The sequence below is a fragment of the Sorangiineae bacterium MSr11367 genome (assembly GCA_037157805.1).
GTDB lineage: Bacteria > Myxococcota_A > Polyangia > Polyangiales > Polyangiaceae > Pendulispora > Pendulispora rubella.
The window spans coordinates 9228687-9242897 of record CP089983.1; the positions used below are offsets into that span (position 1 = coordinate 9228687).

A 14211-nucleotide genomic window follows, 5' to 3' on the forward strand; every position below is an offset into this window, starting at 1 on the left:
AAGCTCACGTGAACGCGCAACGAGGTGTCGGCTCGGTCGACGTCCTGAAATTGGTTGCCGATCGCTGTCCGGGCAGATGCGCGCGGTGACCAGTCCTGATGGACTCGCCCCGCACTTTCGGTGCGATGAAGAACTCTTCCACACGGCCAAAGCTCCATGTCGCGCCTTCGGTTTTCACCGCACCGGGTGTTACACCCGCGACGTGAAAGAACTTCTTTCCGCGTTCATCGACGAGCTCGACAAGATTGCCATCGCCCAAGAGCGCCTCCACCGTACCTCAAAGGGACGCACGGGTCGCCCCGCGCTTCGCGTGCACACCCTTCTCTCAAAGGAACGGGACGGGTCCTTGTACAAGAAGGAGCTCTCGAAGCATGCCGAAACGGGATCGGTCGTCCCCTTCGCGAAAGGCCCCGCCGACCCGTCCGAGGCAAGAGCACCCAAGCGAAAGGGGGATGTCCCAAGCAAGGAAGACATGGACGCCCCCAACCGCCGCGATGCACGCGAGGCGGCGACAACGGTGCACGGCCTGGGACAGACCTTCGGCAACATCGGCGCATGGAATTCGCCGACGGAGCACGCATGAACCTCGACGTACTTCGAGCCTCGTTCCTGGCGGAGCTCGAGGCGATGGCTCATGACCGGCGAGCAAAGACCGCTTCGACCCCGCGTGCTTCGCGGATCCGCAAGACGGCGCAGACCCTCGCGATCGCGGCCGATCCCAAATACGCCGGTATCCTCGGCCGTCTTGCGGAGGAAGGCGCGAGCCACAAGGCGGAGCTTGCGGGGCTGGGGATGCTCGCTGGCATCTCGGCCGATCGACTCCAGGCGGGGGCGCGGGCCAAACCCGGTGAGGACTGGCAGAAAAAAAGCCTCCTGGGAGGTGAGACGGGGCACCACCTCACCGATATTGCCGGCCTCGGGGTACTGGCCATTCCGAGCGCGGCGTCCCACCTAACCGGGCGAGGACGGGGTCTACCTCTCCCGAAGATCGCCGAGGCAGCGAGCCCTCGATGAACGTCCACGCCTTCTTCGACGAGCTGCGAAAGTTGGGCGCCATTTCAGACGAGCATGCGCAGGCGTCGCTCGATCGCCTCGAATCACTGGACCGTACCCGGCGCTCCACGGGGCAGATTGCGCGGTACGCGGGCCTCGGCGCGGCAACGGCGCCCGTTATCGGCGCCCTAGGAAACGCGGTCCGCGGAAAGGGCTTCCGGGGCGGGCTCCGTGGAACGGAATACCTGCGCGACGTCGCCGGCAATGCCGTGGCGGGCAGCCTCGGCATGGGCGCCGTCCCCGTACTTCAGAATCACCTGGATCGTCGCGCCGAGTTGGGGACCCTTCGAAAGTACGTCCAAGAGAAGACCGGAGCCGGAGCGCCCACACGTGAGGGCTTCTTGATGGCGAGCGACGTGCCCGCATCACGCCGACTCCGAGTCGAAGCAACGGCGCAGCCCGAGCACGCGAGCAGCGCCAGCGCCCTGGGAGACGGTGTCACGTACAAGGCCGGTGACTTCGTGCGATCGAAGTACGCAAGCGCGTCCCCGTTCGCGGCGGCGCGGGCGGCGAAAGCCGTTGGCGTAATGCCGCCCAAGAGCCCGACTGCGAGCTTGGGCATTCGCGACATCGCCAAACCACGGGGGGCCGGTTTCGGAAGCGGTATCCCCGGCGCCTTTGCGGGAAGCCTGGGAGGACAAGGGCCCGTCGATCTTCGTGCGGGACAGCTTGGTCCGAAGCTCGCGCAACGAGGACGTGAGCATGCGGAACAAGGATCGTGAGGCGCCTCGCCCGGCGCCTCGAAAGGAGTTCCATGTCCGAACTTTCATCCACAGAGCAACTCTGCCCTATTGGCGACGCGCTTCTTTCTGCGCTTCAGGATGAGTACACGCGCCGCATCGAGCTTCACACCCCTTCGATCGAGGACCGCCTTACGGCACTGCGAAAGCGACTTGGCGACGCGCCACCGACGGAGCGGAGCTACGAGGAGCGAAGACACCGGGCTCGGCAGGCTCTGGCGTTCGCCGCCGCGGAATCGTATTTCCTCGCGACAGAGCTAGGCATCGAACGCCAAGAGGCGCAGACGTACCGTGCGCTTTTCGATCATCTCATTGAGTCCTGCGACTTCGAAAAAATCGAAATCGCGCTGCGCGAAAAGCCAGGCGCGGCTCCCCTACGCCGCGAACACGTAGAGCGCGCGAAGTTGGTGTTCGGTACGGCCGCGCAACTCGTGCAATACGTGAACGATCACTCGCGTGCACGCGAAGGCAGCGCGGAGGAAATGGCCCTCAGCCGCCGGTGTGGAGAACAGCTGGCCAAACTCTTCAGTCAAGCTGAGCTGGCCTTCGAACAGCGTCTATTTGATGTTGAAGCGCTCATTGCACCAGAGGTTCGCGAGGAAGACGGCTCTGCGCGCCGAGACGCGACGCCCAATTCCGAATAGATCTCCTCCAAACAGCCGCGCTTATTCTCTCGCATCCGGCGGCGTCAGATACGGACGGAGCGCTTCCCCCATTTGCGTCTTCAAACGTGATATTTGGGATGCGCTTCGGCCCATGCGGCGCGCAAGCTCCCCCGTCGACGTCACTTGCGGGTCAGCTCCCGTTGGGTATGTAAATCGAAACAGTGTTTGCAAGTCCGGTTTCGGCAGAATCTGCGGAAGAAGGTGGCGCGCCAACTCGAGCTGTTGCTCCGCGTATTGTGGGCCTCGTTCGGTCGGGTCGGTTTCGAACCGAGACGCGGGGATGTCACGCACGCGGGCGCTTTGAATCCGCGCCACGCGGGATGCGGGGAGGCCAACCCTCCCCGCGATCTCGCCGTGCGTCGGATCGCGCCCGAGCTCTTCTTTTAGCTCATCACTTGCCTTATCGATTTTCCCGATTTGAGCAGCCTGCCCCTCGGGGATATAGGCGGCATTTGCATATTGATTGTTGTAACGCTTTGCCTTTTGCAAATAGATCTCCACGTGGGTATTGAGCGCCGCTCCGCGCGTCGGATCATATTTCTCGAGCGCGCCAATGAGCTGTCGCTGGAGTTCGGCACGAAACGCCGCCGTCGACACCTGAGGAGCTTTCCACTGCATGACTTTTCGCTGCAGCACGGGCGCGAACGCATCGAGGATAGGTTCCAGATGCTCGGGACGCCGTCCCTGGTCCATCCAAGTCCGCCAGAGCGCGACGTCGCGCTCCTTGCGAGCGGAGACTTCCGCAGTCTTCAGGGCGAGGAATTCGGCGGCCGGGTTCATAACGGAAGAAGGTCCTGCACGAGCTCACGCACGGTCAGCCCAGAGCGCGTGGGCCCGGCGCTCTTGCGGAGCAAGGGTGAGTGCGGCTCGATGCACTCGTGCGCCTCGAGGTCGAATTGCGCCGCGAGCTCGGCGCGGGCTCGTCTTCGAAGCTCCGAAATGCGGTCGAAGAGACGCTCGAGCAGCTGTTCTCGGTCATTCCTTGCCTCGCGCAAAGCCGCCTGCCCATGATCCGCGCCGCCTCCTGTCACGTGGTCCTCGTCGCGCGTCGGCATGCACCGAACGTCGCACGCCCATTCGTGACGCGAAAGCGGGCTGTCCGCGCCGACAACATCGATCACGACAATGTCAGGACACGTTAACATCATGCACGTTCGCATACGATTGCACATTGTTCAACACTGTCCGCGACTTCACTGTCTCGCGAGCAATTGCACGCAACTAGCGCCAAATTTGGCCGAGTTCTTCGCCGAAGGCCATCGAATCCGCGATTCACTGGCGACCATCCACATCCTGTTGTACATGTCACATGTCAACGTCTTATACGGTCGACCACTCCGTGAACGACTTAAACAAAAGCCGCCTCCTTCGCCGTCATAAGGGCCGTGAGGAGGCACTGGATGACACAGGGACATGCACTTCACACTTCGTCTACCCCGTCCAAAAGGCATCGTCGGAGAGAGAGGCCGCTTTCGCCTCAGGAGGAAGCCGACGCCAGCGCCAGCCGGCGTTTCGAACAAGGTCGCCAGCAGGAGGCCGTGCTGCTCCAGCGCGTCGCGAGCACCGTGATCGTCGACAAGCTCGCGTACCCGGCGCGAACCGATTTCGAGGTCCGAGACGGAAAGGTTTGCATTCGCTATTTGCCCAACGATGACGTGTTCACCATCCATCCGCACGCGCTTGCGCAGTTGGCAGAGAAGGCGGGTCTGCCGCCAAGCTTCGCACTGAAACGCGCCCGTGGAGAGGAGTGGGAAAAGCAGCTTGTTTGCACGAATCTGAACACGCTCTTTCAGCGCACGCAGTTTCTGACTTCCGAGGGCGAGCCGACACGGTTTCTCCACAGGATCATTGGAAAGGAGCTGCGAGGTTTTCTTACGCGGCGCTTCAAGCGCCACCTCGCCTCCATCCCGCTCTTGCGTGCTTTCGTCGAAGCTTGTCGCAAAAGCTGCGCCGAACCCGTCGAAGCGATCAGCACGGATATCCGGTTCTCGCTCAAGGCCTTTCTGCCGCAGGTCTTCCAGGCATTCCCTGGCCAGTACGTCTGCGTCGGTGTGGAATGGGCGAACAGTGATTTCGGCGCCGGAAAGCTTCTGATCAGCCAAACCGTCTGGGATCCGTTGCGCGATACCCACGCAGTCTTGGATCACAAGATCAGCCGTGTTCACCTCGGTTCCATCATCGAGGAGAGCGATCTCGAGATCAGCAGTGAAACGGCCGCCAAAGAAGTCGATGCCCTCGCGCATGCAACACGGGACATGGTGCTCAAGCTGCTCAATGAGGAAACGATCGAGCGGCTTCTCCACGGCATCCAAGTGGCTCATGAGCACCAGCTTTCATGGCGACAGTTGCGACGACAACTTGCGCTTTTCCTCGCGCGAAAGGAGATCGCCCACGTCGAAGACCTCCTCACGTCGGACGGCGTCGTCGACCTACCACCGGCAGGTCAGGACGAGAACGGAGAGCGGGTTCCGACCCGCTGGTGGGCATCCAATGCGATTGGCTACCTCGCCAAGCGGACGGCCGATCCGGGGCGGAAGCTCGAGCTCCAATATGAGGCAGGGAAGCTACTCAAGGGCCTCACACAGGGCGATGCGGAATGAGTCCGTATCGCTCTCCTGGCACCCGTCCGGACACTGCCGGGCCGCCAACGTCCTATCGCGTGCATTTCATCAAACGGATCGCCGTGGCAAGCCTCGACATCGAAGCCAAATCCGGCGACGACGCCATCGAGCTCGCGAAGGCGCGCGCGAGCGAACTCGTCTGGCACGACGACGACGAAGACGACCTTCAGGTGGTCGACGTCGAGCCGCTCGACCCCCCATCTGCCGTCCCCGGCGCACCGTCGGCTTCCCCGTGGTGCCCGCTGCCTATCGAGGACATCTGCAAGGAGATGCCATGAACAAAGTCGTTATCGAAATTCCGCTACGGGAGAAGGTGCGGCCCGACGATCGCGCTCCGCTCGTCGCGCGCTACAGGCTCGCTATCGAGGGCGCGCTTCGAGCTTGCAAAGTGGGAGACCGCATCGTCCACGATCCCGCAGGCATCCGTGCGCGCGTCGAGAACGATCCGGAGACCAAAGGCGCGCGGGGCAGGCCATAGTCTTTGAAGCGCGCGGCATGACATGACAGCCGTGTGGGCGAGGAGGGGCGGCATGTCGTCGCTCCCTCTTCCACACGCGTTTTCGTACAGTGCGCGCCATGGCGGATTCCAGCGCGTCCGGACGCACGGACCGGCTCGATGAGCTCCTGGCGGCCACGCATGCCTGGGCCATCCAAAGGCGCGCAGCGCTGCAGAATCGATTGGATTCAAGCAAGCGCATTCTCCAAGGGCGAAGCGGTTCCGAGCGCCTCGCCCAAGCCTCGGTCCAAGCTGCGAGCGAGCTCGTTGTCGACGAGATTACCGATTTTCTCGTGTCACCCTGAATTCTCGACACGTCATTGGAGAAAGCACGATGGATATGTCTTCCGAAATTCATGTATCCGCGACTGCGAGCGCACGACCCATCGCCATTAGTCCAAAGGGGCCAGGCGATGAAGGCGACGACGTCCCCACCGACGCCTTGGCTGCCAAGGTCGAGGACATCCTTCGTCGACGCGAGAAGATTGAGGGACAGTTCCTCCAATGCACCGAAGGGCTCTCTCAGCTCGCGCGAGACATTGTCGCCCTTGCTCCGATCTTGGCGCAGGCGTACGGATCGAGCCTTGGACCGCTGGGCGCCGTCATCGGTGAGCATCTTTCGCCGGCCCCATTGCCTCCGGCAAGCGCGATTGTCGTTGGGGTGGTCAACCTCGCGGACGAAAGTGGGGCGCCCCTCGTCAACCGCGAGGTTCTGGTTTCGGGCAACATGCTCGGCCAGAGCCCCGACGGCAAGGTGCTCTACGTTCCCGGGCAACGCAAACTGCCGACGGACAAGAATGGACATGCCGAGTTCCAACTCGTTCGGGGGCTTGAGGTCATCGTGGCCGTTGCGGGCACCGAGATCCGGCGCAATGTCGTCGTTCCGACCAATCCGGAGATAACGGAGTTCAACCTGCTGGACCCTTTTCTGGGGAACGACATGTTTGGCGTCCAGCATCCGACGATCGACTACGCTGTGCGGAGGAGCCTGTGAGCGCGCTCACGCCTTTTGTATGCCGCGATTGCATCGCGGTGGCGAAGGATTTGGAACAACGGGGCCGGGCATCGGAAGCCCTGTCCGTGCTCCGTGCGCTTCATGTCTATCTCGACTACATGCCCATTTTCGACGATGGCTCGAATCAGCAAGCGGTCGCCGAAGACATCGAGCGATTGAGTGCCCGTGAGAAGGAAGACCATCCGTGAGCCTCGTCGCCGTCGATTTCTTCGTCTCGAATTCGACAACGCGAACACCGATTCAGGGCGTGATCGCGAAGATCATTTCCCGGGATGGAACCTTACCGCTCACCCAGGCGGAAACGGATGCCTCCGGACGCGCGGCGTTTCTGCTACCAGCGGATCACCCGTTGCAGGTGCGTTTTTACAAGGTGCACATCACCTTTCGAAACCCGCTCTTGTTTACACCAAAGGAAGCCGGCCCCAACGTCTTTGGTGTTGAGGGGCACCGGGTCGCGGACCCGGTCCCGACCGACCCACGACTCTGCTGCGCGTACGGCTATTTCCGTAGTGCGACGGGCGCGCCCGCCGCGCACGTCGATATCTACTTCACGGCGCTATTCAAGCCGCTCGTGTTGGACGGAGATCTGGTGCTCACCGAACGCGCCGCCCTGCGCACCGACGGCAGCGGGTACGGACAGATCAACCTTCTCCGCTCGGGGACATACGCCGTGAGCATTCAGGGATACCAGGACAACACGCGTGAGATCTACGTTCCTGATGCGGCCAACGTGAACCTGCCGGACCTCCTCGCTCCCGTCGTGCAGAGCGTCGCGTTCGTTCCAGAGGGCCCATTCGCTCTGCGCACGGGCCAAGACCTTCCTGTGGCCGTCAAGGTCGTGGCAAGCGACGGGCGCATCCTTGCGGGGTCCGCCCCCGCCGACGTGCGATGGTCAAGCAGCAACGAACAGGTATTCGCGCCGCTCCAAGCCGGCGGAGCACTCACCTTGCGTGGCCTTGGCAAGGGTAGCGCCGAGCTGCGAGCGGAACGCCTGAATCCGAGCCAGATTCGGGTCCAGGATTCCGGCATTCAGGGTGTCCCCGTCACCGTCCGCGTGTCGTAATGGCGACCGGCGTTGCCTCGCTCGTTTCCTTTGCGCGGCGCGAGGCCGAACGCTGCGCTCTCCGCCTAGCGGCTCCACGTCCGCGTCGGGACCTTTTCGCGCGCGACGTCAGCGTGGTCAGCACACTCGTCAAGTTGCTCGAGGATGCCGTAGCTTCAAGCGCCCCCGAAACGTGCTGGCGTATCCCTTTCGAGCTTTCGGCCCCAGTCGAGGAGATCCCACCGCCCAAGAGCAAGGCTTCCAGCGCGCGTCCCAAGCCCAAGCAACTCGCCGAGGAACCCGAGCTCCCCATCACTGGGCATCCCTCCGATATTGCTGGCTGTCGAACGCTGCTCCTCGAGGTCGTTCGCCGTGCTGCCTACGATTGGGTGCTTTACCGCGACAGCTCACACCCCGCCAAAAAAGCGCTTGCCGAGGACGCGTACGAGTGGCTCTTCGAAATCGACGAAGATTCGCCAGGGAGCGGCGGCGACGAGGAGGATGCAGAGGGGATAACCAGCTTTCTATCGATTTGTGACACGCTGGATATCGCACCGGAGGTGTTGCGCGCACGCATTCGCGTCCTCACGAGGCGCAACGTCGTCAGCATCGGTCGGCCCGCCGAGTACCGTCGGCGCCGAGTGGAGACAGGCGAACTCGCCGAGTCCGCCGCGTCGCTACCCGGTGCAGGCGCCTGGAGTGCGTTCGCCGCGGGGACGGGGCCTCTTGGCGGCGGTGGACTTTTCTGAATCCGAGAAAAAGAGGGGCAAGTCCCTATTGTCAGTAAACCTCAGGAAGGAGATGCAATGTCGAAGAACCCAGTTCTGGTGGTGGTTCTAAGAGTCGGCGAAATACCCGAACTCCGAGAAATAGACGACCGTTTAGAAGTCTATCAACAGATCGTCGGCGGAGATATCGAACTACTGCCGTGGCGATCGGACTTCCTCGCCTATGTGAACGAAGGCCGAGATTACGAAGAATTGCCGTTCAACGTCGCTCTCGACGGACATATCGTCCGAGGACCGCTGGTCGTCTCGGGCCATGCGGGGCGCGGCAAGGAGCGCGCGCTGACACCCCAGGAGTTGATGTCCGTCATGCAGCACCTGCGAGAGATGCCTCGTACGCTGCTGGCATTCAACAAGCAACTCCGGCCTGCGGGCGGGATGATTGCGAAACAGCGCGCACAACGGGATTCGGCAGCTCGCAAGGCAGAGCGCGCAGGACACGTCGCTTCCGCTAGTTCCTCAAGGCCGCGACCAGGAGCACGGCTCCGGAAAGAAGGTCCAGCGAAGCGGGGTGGGCGATGAGATCCTGGAAACCCGAGTCTGCAGAGATTCAAATCTACGGGGAGCTTCCAAGCTTCCTCCTCGATGCGCGAAGGGCGTTTGCAAAGATCCCCAAGCAGCGCATCGCCGCGGCCGCTGAAATCGTTGAAGCGCTCAGTTACATGCTTTCCGATGCTCGATCGGCCGCGTCCGCCCGCTACATCGTCGACCTCCTCAAGTACGAAAGCACCCCGGGCGATCCGTCAGAACTGGAGAGTGTGCTCGAGTCGTTTCGAAAAGCGATGCGCGCCAACGACGTCGCAGACATGAAACGCAAACGAAGAGCGCCCCCGGAATAAGAGTTCGGAGGTGCAAATCGATGTCGAAACCCATGTTGACTGCCGTCGTCATGTGTCCCCGTCAGGCTCCCAAACCTCGACGGTTCATGGTGGGCAGCACGTACGTGATTCAGAACAAGAACTACCAGGCATTTCTTCGCGGGCCGCCTGACCCGATAGCGTGGGGAGATCGATGCATCGTGTATGTGAGGGAGGACCATGCTCGCCAGGGTCTCGCCTTCAATGCCATGCTCGACCGCACCCCCATCTTCGGACCGATGCTGGTGGTTGCGGACGATAGCCCGAGCACGTGGCTGGATCGAGGGTTCAACCCCGACGAAGCAGCCGAAGTTGTACGGGTCCTGAGCCAGCTTCGACGGGAGCCGTGTCTTCAGCCACCCCACGTCGAACCGCCATTCCCCGCGTGGCGACCGACGGAAGCGATGGTCGCGAAAACGCTGAAGGCGCTCGAGCGGGGAGGCTTCTCGACCGCCCAGATGACGGGCAAGGTCCGCCGCATGTCGACGGCCGCCGTGCCACGCGATACTCGGGTCGAGGATTGGCTTAGGTCGTTGAAGCGAGACGAGTGGGACAAGGTGATGAGTCGCCTCGGGCGACGCTGACCACGTCGGCCACTGTGTCGCGGAGGAGGGTTCTCGGGCCCTTCTCTTCTACCCTCGCGATCGCGATGTATCGACCCGAGGAGATCCAAGCCGCCGTCGAAAAGCTGGTTCGACCGAGTATCCGACGGCCCGTCGATGCCCTCGGCGCGCGACGCACGGACGTTTCGTTCGACGATCTCCAAGAGGCCGCCGCGGGCGTTTTCTTGCTCCATCCCAATGCGCCCTACCGCGTGATCTTCCTCGGAGCGCAGCGTCTGCGCGAAGCGCTTGCTGCGGAAGTCACCCTGCTGCAACAGGTGCTCGATGCCATCGAAGCTGCGGGGCGCCATACCACGCCGATCACGGACCTCTCGTCTCTCTCAAATGCCACGGCGGCTTTGAATGAAATCGAAGCGGTAAGCGCAAACCGCGCCGGCGCCTCTCGCAACATCGCACGCACGGCCGCATACCAACGGTTCGACGCCAATGTCGCCGCATTTCTTGCAGGGCCGGCGGCCAATATCCGAGCGGGCGGCGCCATCGTGCAGACACCCGAGCAAGCGCGGCGCGCCCTTCCGGGACTTGTCGCCGACCTGCGCGAGCGCCATGTCGCCATCGTTCGTGCCGCAACCTATTTGGCGGGGGCCATAGACGACTACGCGAGTGTCAACCTTCCGTCGCTCGTTGCTCGGGGTACGCTCGGACGATCACGCAGTGTGCTGACCGCGCACACCAAATCCATGGCCACGGTTTCAAGCGATGCCCGTCTCGAGAAGCTTCGAGCGGTTACCCTCGACGTGCTCGCAACGCGCGCCGTCCTCAAGGCCTTTGGCTCGTTCTCGGGCCCTTCCGAGTTCCTCCCGCTAAGCGGTGTGGGACGGCCCTATTCCGATGCGACGCACCTCGCGACCCCGGCGGCACTCACCTCGGAGAAGTTCAATGCGTACGCGATCATGGCCGGCGAGAATGTACTCGAGATCGCGCTCGACGAAGGCAACCCACCTATTGCGCTCATCCTGCCTCCGTCGACCATGGCGTCGCTGGACGGTGGCACGCCGGAAAGCGAAGGCTCGCCGGGAGGCTTTCTCATTGGAGATGGCACGAATCCCATCCCGCCGGGAGGCGGTACGGCGCCGAAGAACAACAAATTCGTCCTCGATGTGAGCGCCGGGCGTGTCTCCACGACGTACACGGCAAACCTCACCGTGAGCGCAAGCCTCACCGCGCTCACGCCGGTCGAACAGATTGCGCAAGACCTCAACGCTGCATTGCCACCAGGCGTGCGCGCACGCGCTGTTTTCGTTCCCCGGCGCTACGCGGGCACCGTCGACGTGGCGGCGTCCAGCGGGCCGGAAACGAGCGCCACCGCTTCCCCCGCCACCGACTTCGGCGCCATCGGCGTCCTCGCGGGCGACCTGCTGAGCGTTTCGGCCGGACCAAACGAGGGCCTCTTTAGGGTGCAGGGGATAGCCAGCCCGCGAGAGCTTCGGATCGCAAGGGATACCGGTGTGTTCCTCGCCCAGGCGGCCGCCCCCTGCGAGATCGGTCCTCGAGGACGGCGGCTGCGCATCGCGTGCGTCGATCCGAAAAGCCAATTGCCGGCAGCTACGACCCTCACCGTGCGCGCGCCGGATGATGTCGCGCGAGCCGGCGAAGCCACCCTGGGGTTTGTTCCGGGCCTTGCGAGCGAATGCTCGCCCTCGACGCCCGGGGACGTCACAGATCGCATCCGTGAGCAGACGGCCGCGTTGGCGGTGAACGTCCAGTATCTACCGCTGGTGGAGGGCACGACCGGGCGCGCAAGCAGGACGAATCCCTTTCAGGTCGCGTTCTTCACCTACACGGGCAGCGCCAGCGCCGTTTTCCAGGGCAGTGTGCTCACACTCGTCAGCCCTGTCCTGACGCCCGACGTTGTCGCGGTGGGCCAGCGAATCGTTCTTCGTGCGGGCGCCAATCCCGGGCTCTCCGGAACAATCACGACCGTCGCCCAAGGAACGCTCACAGCGACCATGGTTGCACCCGGCGCGAGTAGCCCAAAGGTGCTCTTCGACGTCGGCCCCGACTTGGCCCCTCAGGCCCATCAAACCGTGCGCGTGACAGGTGGCCCCAATCAAGGCGATTACCCGGTGCGCGGCCCGGGCGACACGCCGCTGGACATCGCACTTCGGCGATCTCTGCTTGTCGTGGGGCAAGGCGCTGAATCGCTCACCTTCTCCGCGTCGCTCGGAAATACGGCCATCGTCTTCGCCGCAACAAGTCGGACGACGGCATCGCGTGTGGAAGTCCGGGGAGCGGCCGCGTCGCTCTTTTTCGTGGCTCCCGCGACCGCCAACTACGGCACGACCGCCTACGTGCGTGTGCCGCAGCCGCTACGCGGTGTCTCCGTGGGCGATCTCCTCGAGGTCTACGCCGACGATTACCAAAGCCCGTCCCAGTTGTTTCGCATCGAGGACGCGGAGTCCCAAGCGCCGATTCTGCGCATATCCCCCGAGATCCGTAGCAACACCACGCTCCGCTTCGGAGAGGAGCCACCTCCGTTCGCGAGGGTTCGGTTCGCCCGCGGCGCGGCATTCGCGACGCTCGAGCGGCGCCTGCGGACCTGGCTCGCCCTCCCCTCGAGCAACCCCTCGTTCTTCACCGATCTGCATCGCTACATCAATCCGCTGACAGCGAGCGCCAACCCGACCGCCACCCAAGTCGGTGCGGCTCGCGATCGACTCGCAGCGCTCCTCGCCGACTTGACCTTGGTAGGCGCAACAACGCGCGGGGCAGCACCCACCGCGACGCTCGAATTCTCGTTGACGAGCTACGCGGTTGAGCCCGTTGCGGCACTCGATACCCTTCTGCGAAGCTACAAGGAAAAGGGGGCGGACCGCGCGAGCGACCTCCTGCTTCAAGGGCAATTCTCGGCATTTTTCGGTCTTTCGGTGGACGACGCGTCGTACGCCGGGGCGATGCAAGCTCGCATGCGTGAGGTGGTCCAGCAGGACGTGTCCCTTCGAAAGACCGACCGCGCTGACGTCGTCCAAGGGCGAAGCATCGTCACGGCCGCAAGCCCGGATTATGAGCAGGATGTATCGGACAGCGCGGGCCAGTGAATGACGGTCTTCGCGTCGGGCTTTTTTGGACGGCGGGCGGCGCATCGCGCATCGCGGAATAAGAAACTTGATGGAGCATCGGCGGTCGTGACGTCGCGACTGGGCAGTCGCGACGGTGTGACGTCCGTTCTGGGACACATCAAGATCACTAACTCTCATACACTGTGCTCACGACATCTAAAATGTCATAGACATCGACCATGTATCGGCTACTACCCTTCCGTCTTGCACACACACGGATGCAACGCCGTCCATCGCGGGCGACCTGGATGCATCCATCGGAAAGGCGGTCTTCATGGTCAATGCCCGAAGGACCGGTGCGCCCGAGCGTGCCGAGAGCGGTAAGGGGACGGCGGAGCCTGGGACGAGTACCGCTCAAGAGCGACCCGATGACACACATGCAAAATCACATGTGTCATCGGACACAAATAAAGCGCCCGACATCAAACAACACTTCTCCCCGGCGGCCGATGCGAACGCTGCGCACTCGACGAAGGAGGCGGGCCCCGTTGCCACGGAGGGTCCTGCGGTCGTGCGCAGGCGCCGCTCGCGTCCCGCGCCGGACGAGCCCGCAACATCGAAGTTCGATAAGCCGCTTCTGAAAACCACCCTGGCGGCCGAGTACTGCGGATACGAGACCCCCGCAGGCCTGTTTCTCGCTTGGAAGCGCAAGGAGGTCGAGCCCTACGGGCGGCGGGGCGAAAAGGGCACTTGGTTATGGGCGCGTACCGAGCTTGATCGCTTCCTGCGCGCACACGGCCCGGGGTCGAAAAAACAATGAGCGCGGGGGAGGACGACGGGCTCCCGACGAGCGGCGAAGCCCCAGCGCGCACGACGTCCGATGCTGCTGAATCGCGCCCGACCACCGTCGTTACGCTCGATGGGTCGACGGCGCTGATTGTTCGCATTGAACAAGTTCCCCCCGTTCAGGCCCCCGATGAATTGGTCGCTTTCCCGTTCGGTTTCGAAGAAGCAGCGGCCATGCGCCTCATTCGCAAGAAGACACTGCTCGCCGCCAAGATCGGCCGGAAGCACTACGCACGCCGTTCGGACATTCTCTCGCTCGTCGAGAAACTGGCCAAGAAGGCGGAATCGAAACCAAAGCCAACGAACGATCCATTGGCCCATTACGAGGCGCTGATCGGCGCGCGACGCGCGCCGAAGTCCAAGTGAGGCGCCGGCAACCCGAGTGGGCCTCCACCCGGTTATCCACGTTGAACGAAGCCAGTGCCGCCCTCGCGGCTGGGCGCGGGGCCCGGCCCGCGGGGCGATGGCG

The 14211-nt window shown here is 63.2% G+C and carries 20 protein-coding genes; 18 read left to right on the forward strand and 2 right to left on the reverse strand.

Going from position 1 to position 14211, the window contains the following annotated elements; genetic code table 11:
• Positions 1-202 precede the first annotated feature (202 nt).
• Genes LVJ94_35365 through LVJ94_35380 form a run of 4 tightly spaced genes read left to right on the forward strand, consistent with a single transcriptional unit; the run spans position 203 to position 2437 of the window.
• Positions 203-583: a hypothetical protein gene (locus LVJ94_35365; GenBank protein WXB02183.1), complete on the forward strand. Its 381-nt coding sequence runs from the start codon at positions 203-205 to the stop codon at positions 581-583.
• A complete protein-coding gene (locus LVJ94_35370; protein WXB02184.1) occupies positions 580-1014 on the forward strand; it encodes a hypothetical protein in 435 nt (144 codons plus the stop codon). The genes LVJ94_35365 and LVJ94_35370 overlap by 4 nt, the downstream gene beginning before the upstream one ends.
• On the forward strand, positions 1011-1775 hold the full coding sequence (locus tag LVJ94_35375) for a hypothetical protein (protein ID WXB02185.1): 765 nt from the start codon (positions 1011-1013) through the stop codon (positions 1773-1775). Before LVJ94_35370 ends, LVJ94_35375 begins: the two co-directional genes overlap by 4 nt.
• A gap of 32 nt (positions 1776-1807) precedes the next feature.
• The gene (locus LVJ94_35380) at positions 1808-2437 is read left to right on the forward strand and encodes a hypothetical protein (GenBank protein WXB02186.1); all 630 of its coding nucleotides are present in this window, start codon (positions 1808-1810) and stop codon (positions 2435-2437) included.
• A 21-nt stretch (positions 2438-2458) separates the two neighbouring features.
• Here the strand turns inward: LVJ94_35380 and LVJ94_35385 are convergent, their stop codons facing one another.
• Both LVJ94_35385 and LVJ94_35390 read right to left on the reverse strand, forming a co-directional pair.
• Positions 2459-3238 (reverse strand): hypothetical protein, encoded by a 780-nt coding sequence (locus LVJ94_35385; protein WXB02187.1) that lies wholly within the window; start codon positions 3236-3238, stop codon positions 2459-2461.
• A complete protein-coding gene (locus LVJ94_35390) occupies positions 3235-3513 on the reverse strand; it encodes a hypothetical protein (GenBank protein ID WXB02188.1) in 279 nt (92 codons plus the stop codon). The genes LVJ94_35385 and LVJ94_35390 overlap by 4 nt, the downstream gene beginning before the upstream one ends.
• A 483-nt stretch (positions 3514-3996) precedes the next feature.
• Here LVJ94_35390 and LVJ94_35395 point away from each other — a divergent pair, with 483 nt between their 5' ends.
• The 14 genes from LVJ94_35395 to LVJ94_35460 all read left to right on the forward strand — a co-directional run bounded on the left by LVJ94_35395 (position 3997) and on the right by LVJ94_35460 (position 14108).
• Positions 3997-5058 (forward strand): hypothetical protein, encoded by a 1062-nt coding sequence (locus LVJ94_35395; protein WXB02189.1) that lies wholly within the window; start codon positions 3997-3999, stop codon positions 5056-5058.
• 59 nt (positions 5059-5117) lie between these two features.
• Complete coding sequence (locus LVJ94_35400) at positions 5118-5357, forward strand: hypothetical protein (GenBank protein WXB02190.1); 240 nt, start codon at positions 5118-5120, stop codon at positions 5355-5357.
• Complete coding sequence (locus tag LVJ94_35405) at positions 5354-5557, forward strand: hypothetical protein (GenBank protein WXB02191.1); 204 nt, start codon at positions 5354-5356, stop codon at positions 5555-5557. The genes LVJ94_35400 and LVJ94_35405 overlap by 4 nt, the downstream gene beginning before the upstream one ends.
• A 98-nt stretch (positions 5558-5655) precedes the next feature.
• Positions 5656-5880 (forward strand): hypothetical protein, encoded by a 225-nt coding sequence (locus LVJ94_35410; protein ID WXB02192.1) that lies wholly within the window; start codon positions 5656-5658, stop codon positions 5878-5880.
• Between the two features lie 29 nt (positions 5881-5909).
• Positions 5910-6569, forward strand: coding sequence for a hypothetical protein (locus tag LVJ94_35415; protein ID WXB02193.1), 660 nt, complete (start codon positions 5910-5912; stop codon positions 6567-6569).
• Positions 6566-6778: a hypothetical protein gene (locus tag LVJ94_35420; GenBank protein WXB02194.1), complete on the forward strand. Its 213-nt coding sequence runs from the start codon at positions 6566-6568 to the stop codon at positions 6776-6778. The genes LVJ94_35415 and LVJ94_35420 overlap by 4 nt, the downstream gene beginning before the upstream one ends.
• Entirely contained in the window at positions 6775-7653 is an 879-nt protein-coding gene (locus LVJ94_35425) for a hypothetical protein (protein ID WXB02195.1), read from the forward strand. Before LVJ94_35420 ends, LVJ94_35425 begins: the two co-directional genes overlap by 4 nt.
• Positions 7653-8381 carry a hypothetical protein gene (locus tag LVJ94_35430; GenBank protein WXB02196.1) on the forward strand — a complete coding sequence of 243 codons (729 nt, stop codon included), beginning with the start codon at positions 7653-7655 and terminating at the stop codon, positions 8379-8381. The genes LVJ94_35425 and LVJ94_35430 overlap by 1 nt, the downstream gene beginning before the upstream one ends.
• 57 nt (positions 8382-8438) lie before the next feature.
• A complete protein-coding gene (locus LVJ94_35435) occupies positions 8439-8939 on the forward strand; it encodes a DUF3846 domain-containing protein (protein WXB02197.1) in 501 nt (166 codons plus the stop codon).
• Positions 8936-9256: a hypothetical protein gene (locus tag LVJ94_35440; GenBank protein WXB02198.1), complete on the forward strand. Its 321-nt coding sequence runs from the start codon at positions 8936-8938 to the stop codon at positions 9254-9256. The genes LVJ94_35435 and LVJ94_35440 overlap by 4 nt, the downstream gene beginning before the upstream one ends.
• A 20-nt stretch (positions 9257-9276) precedes the next feature.
• Complete coding sequence (locus LVJ94_35445; GenBank protein ID WXB02199.1) at positions 9277-9858, forward strand: hypothetical protein; 582 nt, start codon at positions 9277-9279, stop codon at positions 9856-9858.
• A 65-nt stretch (positions 9859-9923) separates the two neighbouring features.
• On the forward strand, positions 9924-12935 hold the full coding sequence (locus LVJ94_35450) for a hypothetical protein (protein WXB02200.1): 3012 nt from the start codon (positions 9924-9926) through the stop codon (positions 12933-12935).
• A 412-nt stretch (positions 12936-13347) separates the two neighbouring features.
• Positions 13348-13716: a hypothetical protein gene (locus tag LVJ94_35455; protein WXB02201.1), complete on the forward strand. Its 369-nt coding sequence runs from the start codon at positions 13348-13350 to the stop codon at positions 13714-13716.
• Positions 13713-14108, forward strand: coding sequence for a helix-turn-helix domain-containing protein (locus LVJ94_35460; GenBank protein ID WXB02202.1), 396 nt, complete (start codon positions 13713-13715; stop codon positions 14106-14108). Before LVJ94_35455 ends, LVJ94_35460 begins: the two co-directional genes overlap by 4 nt.
• Positions 14109-14211: the final 103 nt, after the last annotated feature.

What these genes read in the sequence shown, in the direction of transcription:
- LVJ94_35435 (WXB02197.1), top strand. Translation starts at nt 8,439, where the DNA reads ATGTCGAAGAACCCAGTTCTGGTGGTGGTTCTAAGAGTCGGCGAAATA.
- LVJ94_35445 (WXB02199.1), top strand. Translation starts at nt 9,277, where the DNA reads ATGTCGAAACCCATGTTGACTGCCGTCGTCATGTGTCCCCGTCAGGCT.
- LVJ94_35430 (WXB02196.1), top strand. Translation starts at nt 7,653, where the DNA reads ATGGCGACCGGCGTTGCCTCGCTCGTTTCCTTTGCGCGGCGCGAGGCC.
- LVJ94_35410 (WXB02192.1), top strand. Translation starts at nt 5,656, where the DNA reads ATGGCGGATTCCAGCGCGTCCGGACGCACGGACCGGCTCGATGAGCTC.
- LVJ94_35370 (WXB02184.1), top strand. Translation starts at nt 580, where the DNA reads ATGAACCTCGACGTACTTCGAGCCTCGTTCCTGGCGGAGCTCGAGGCG.
- LVJ94_35375 (WXB02185.1), top strand. Translation starts at nt 1,011, where the DNA reads ATGAACGTCCACGCCTTCTTCGACGAGCTGCGAAAGTTGGGCGCCATT.
- LVJ94_35390 (WXB02188.1), bottom strand. Translation starts at nt 3,513, where the DNA reads ATGCCGACGCGCGACGAGGACCACGTGACAGGAGGCGGCGCGGATCAT.
- LVJ94_35460 (WXB02202.1), top strand. Translation starts at nt 13,713, where the DNA reads ATGAGCGCGGGGGAGGACGACGGGCTCCCGACGAGCGGCGAAGCCCCA.
- LVJ94_35405 (WXB02191.1), top strand. Translation starts at nt 5,354, where the DNA reads ATGAACAAAGTCGTTATCGAAATTCCGCTACGGGAGAAGGTGCGGCCC.
- LVJ94_35385 (WXB02187.1), bottom strand. Translation starts at nt 3,238, where the DNA reads ATGAACCCGGCCGCCGAATTCCTCGCCCTGAAGACTGCGGAAGTCTCC.
- LVJ94_35380 (WXB02186.1), top strand. Translation starts at nt 1,808, where the DNA reads ATGTCCGAACTTTCATCCACAGAGCAACTCTGCCCTATTGGCGACGCG.
- LVJ94_35440 (WXB02198.1), top strand. Translation starts at nt 8,936, where the DNA reads ATGAGATCCTGGAAACCCGAGTCTGCAGAGATTCAAATCTACGGGGAG.
- LVJ94_35450 (WXB02200.1), top strand. Translation starts at nt 9,924, where the DNA reads ATGTATCGACCCGAGGAGATCCAAGCCGCCGTCGAAAAGCTGGTTCGA.
- LVJ94_35415 (WXB02193.1), top strand. Translation starts at nt 5,910, where the DNA reads ATGGATATGTCTTCCGAAATTCATGTATCCGCGACTGCGAGCGCACGA.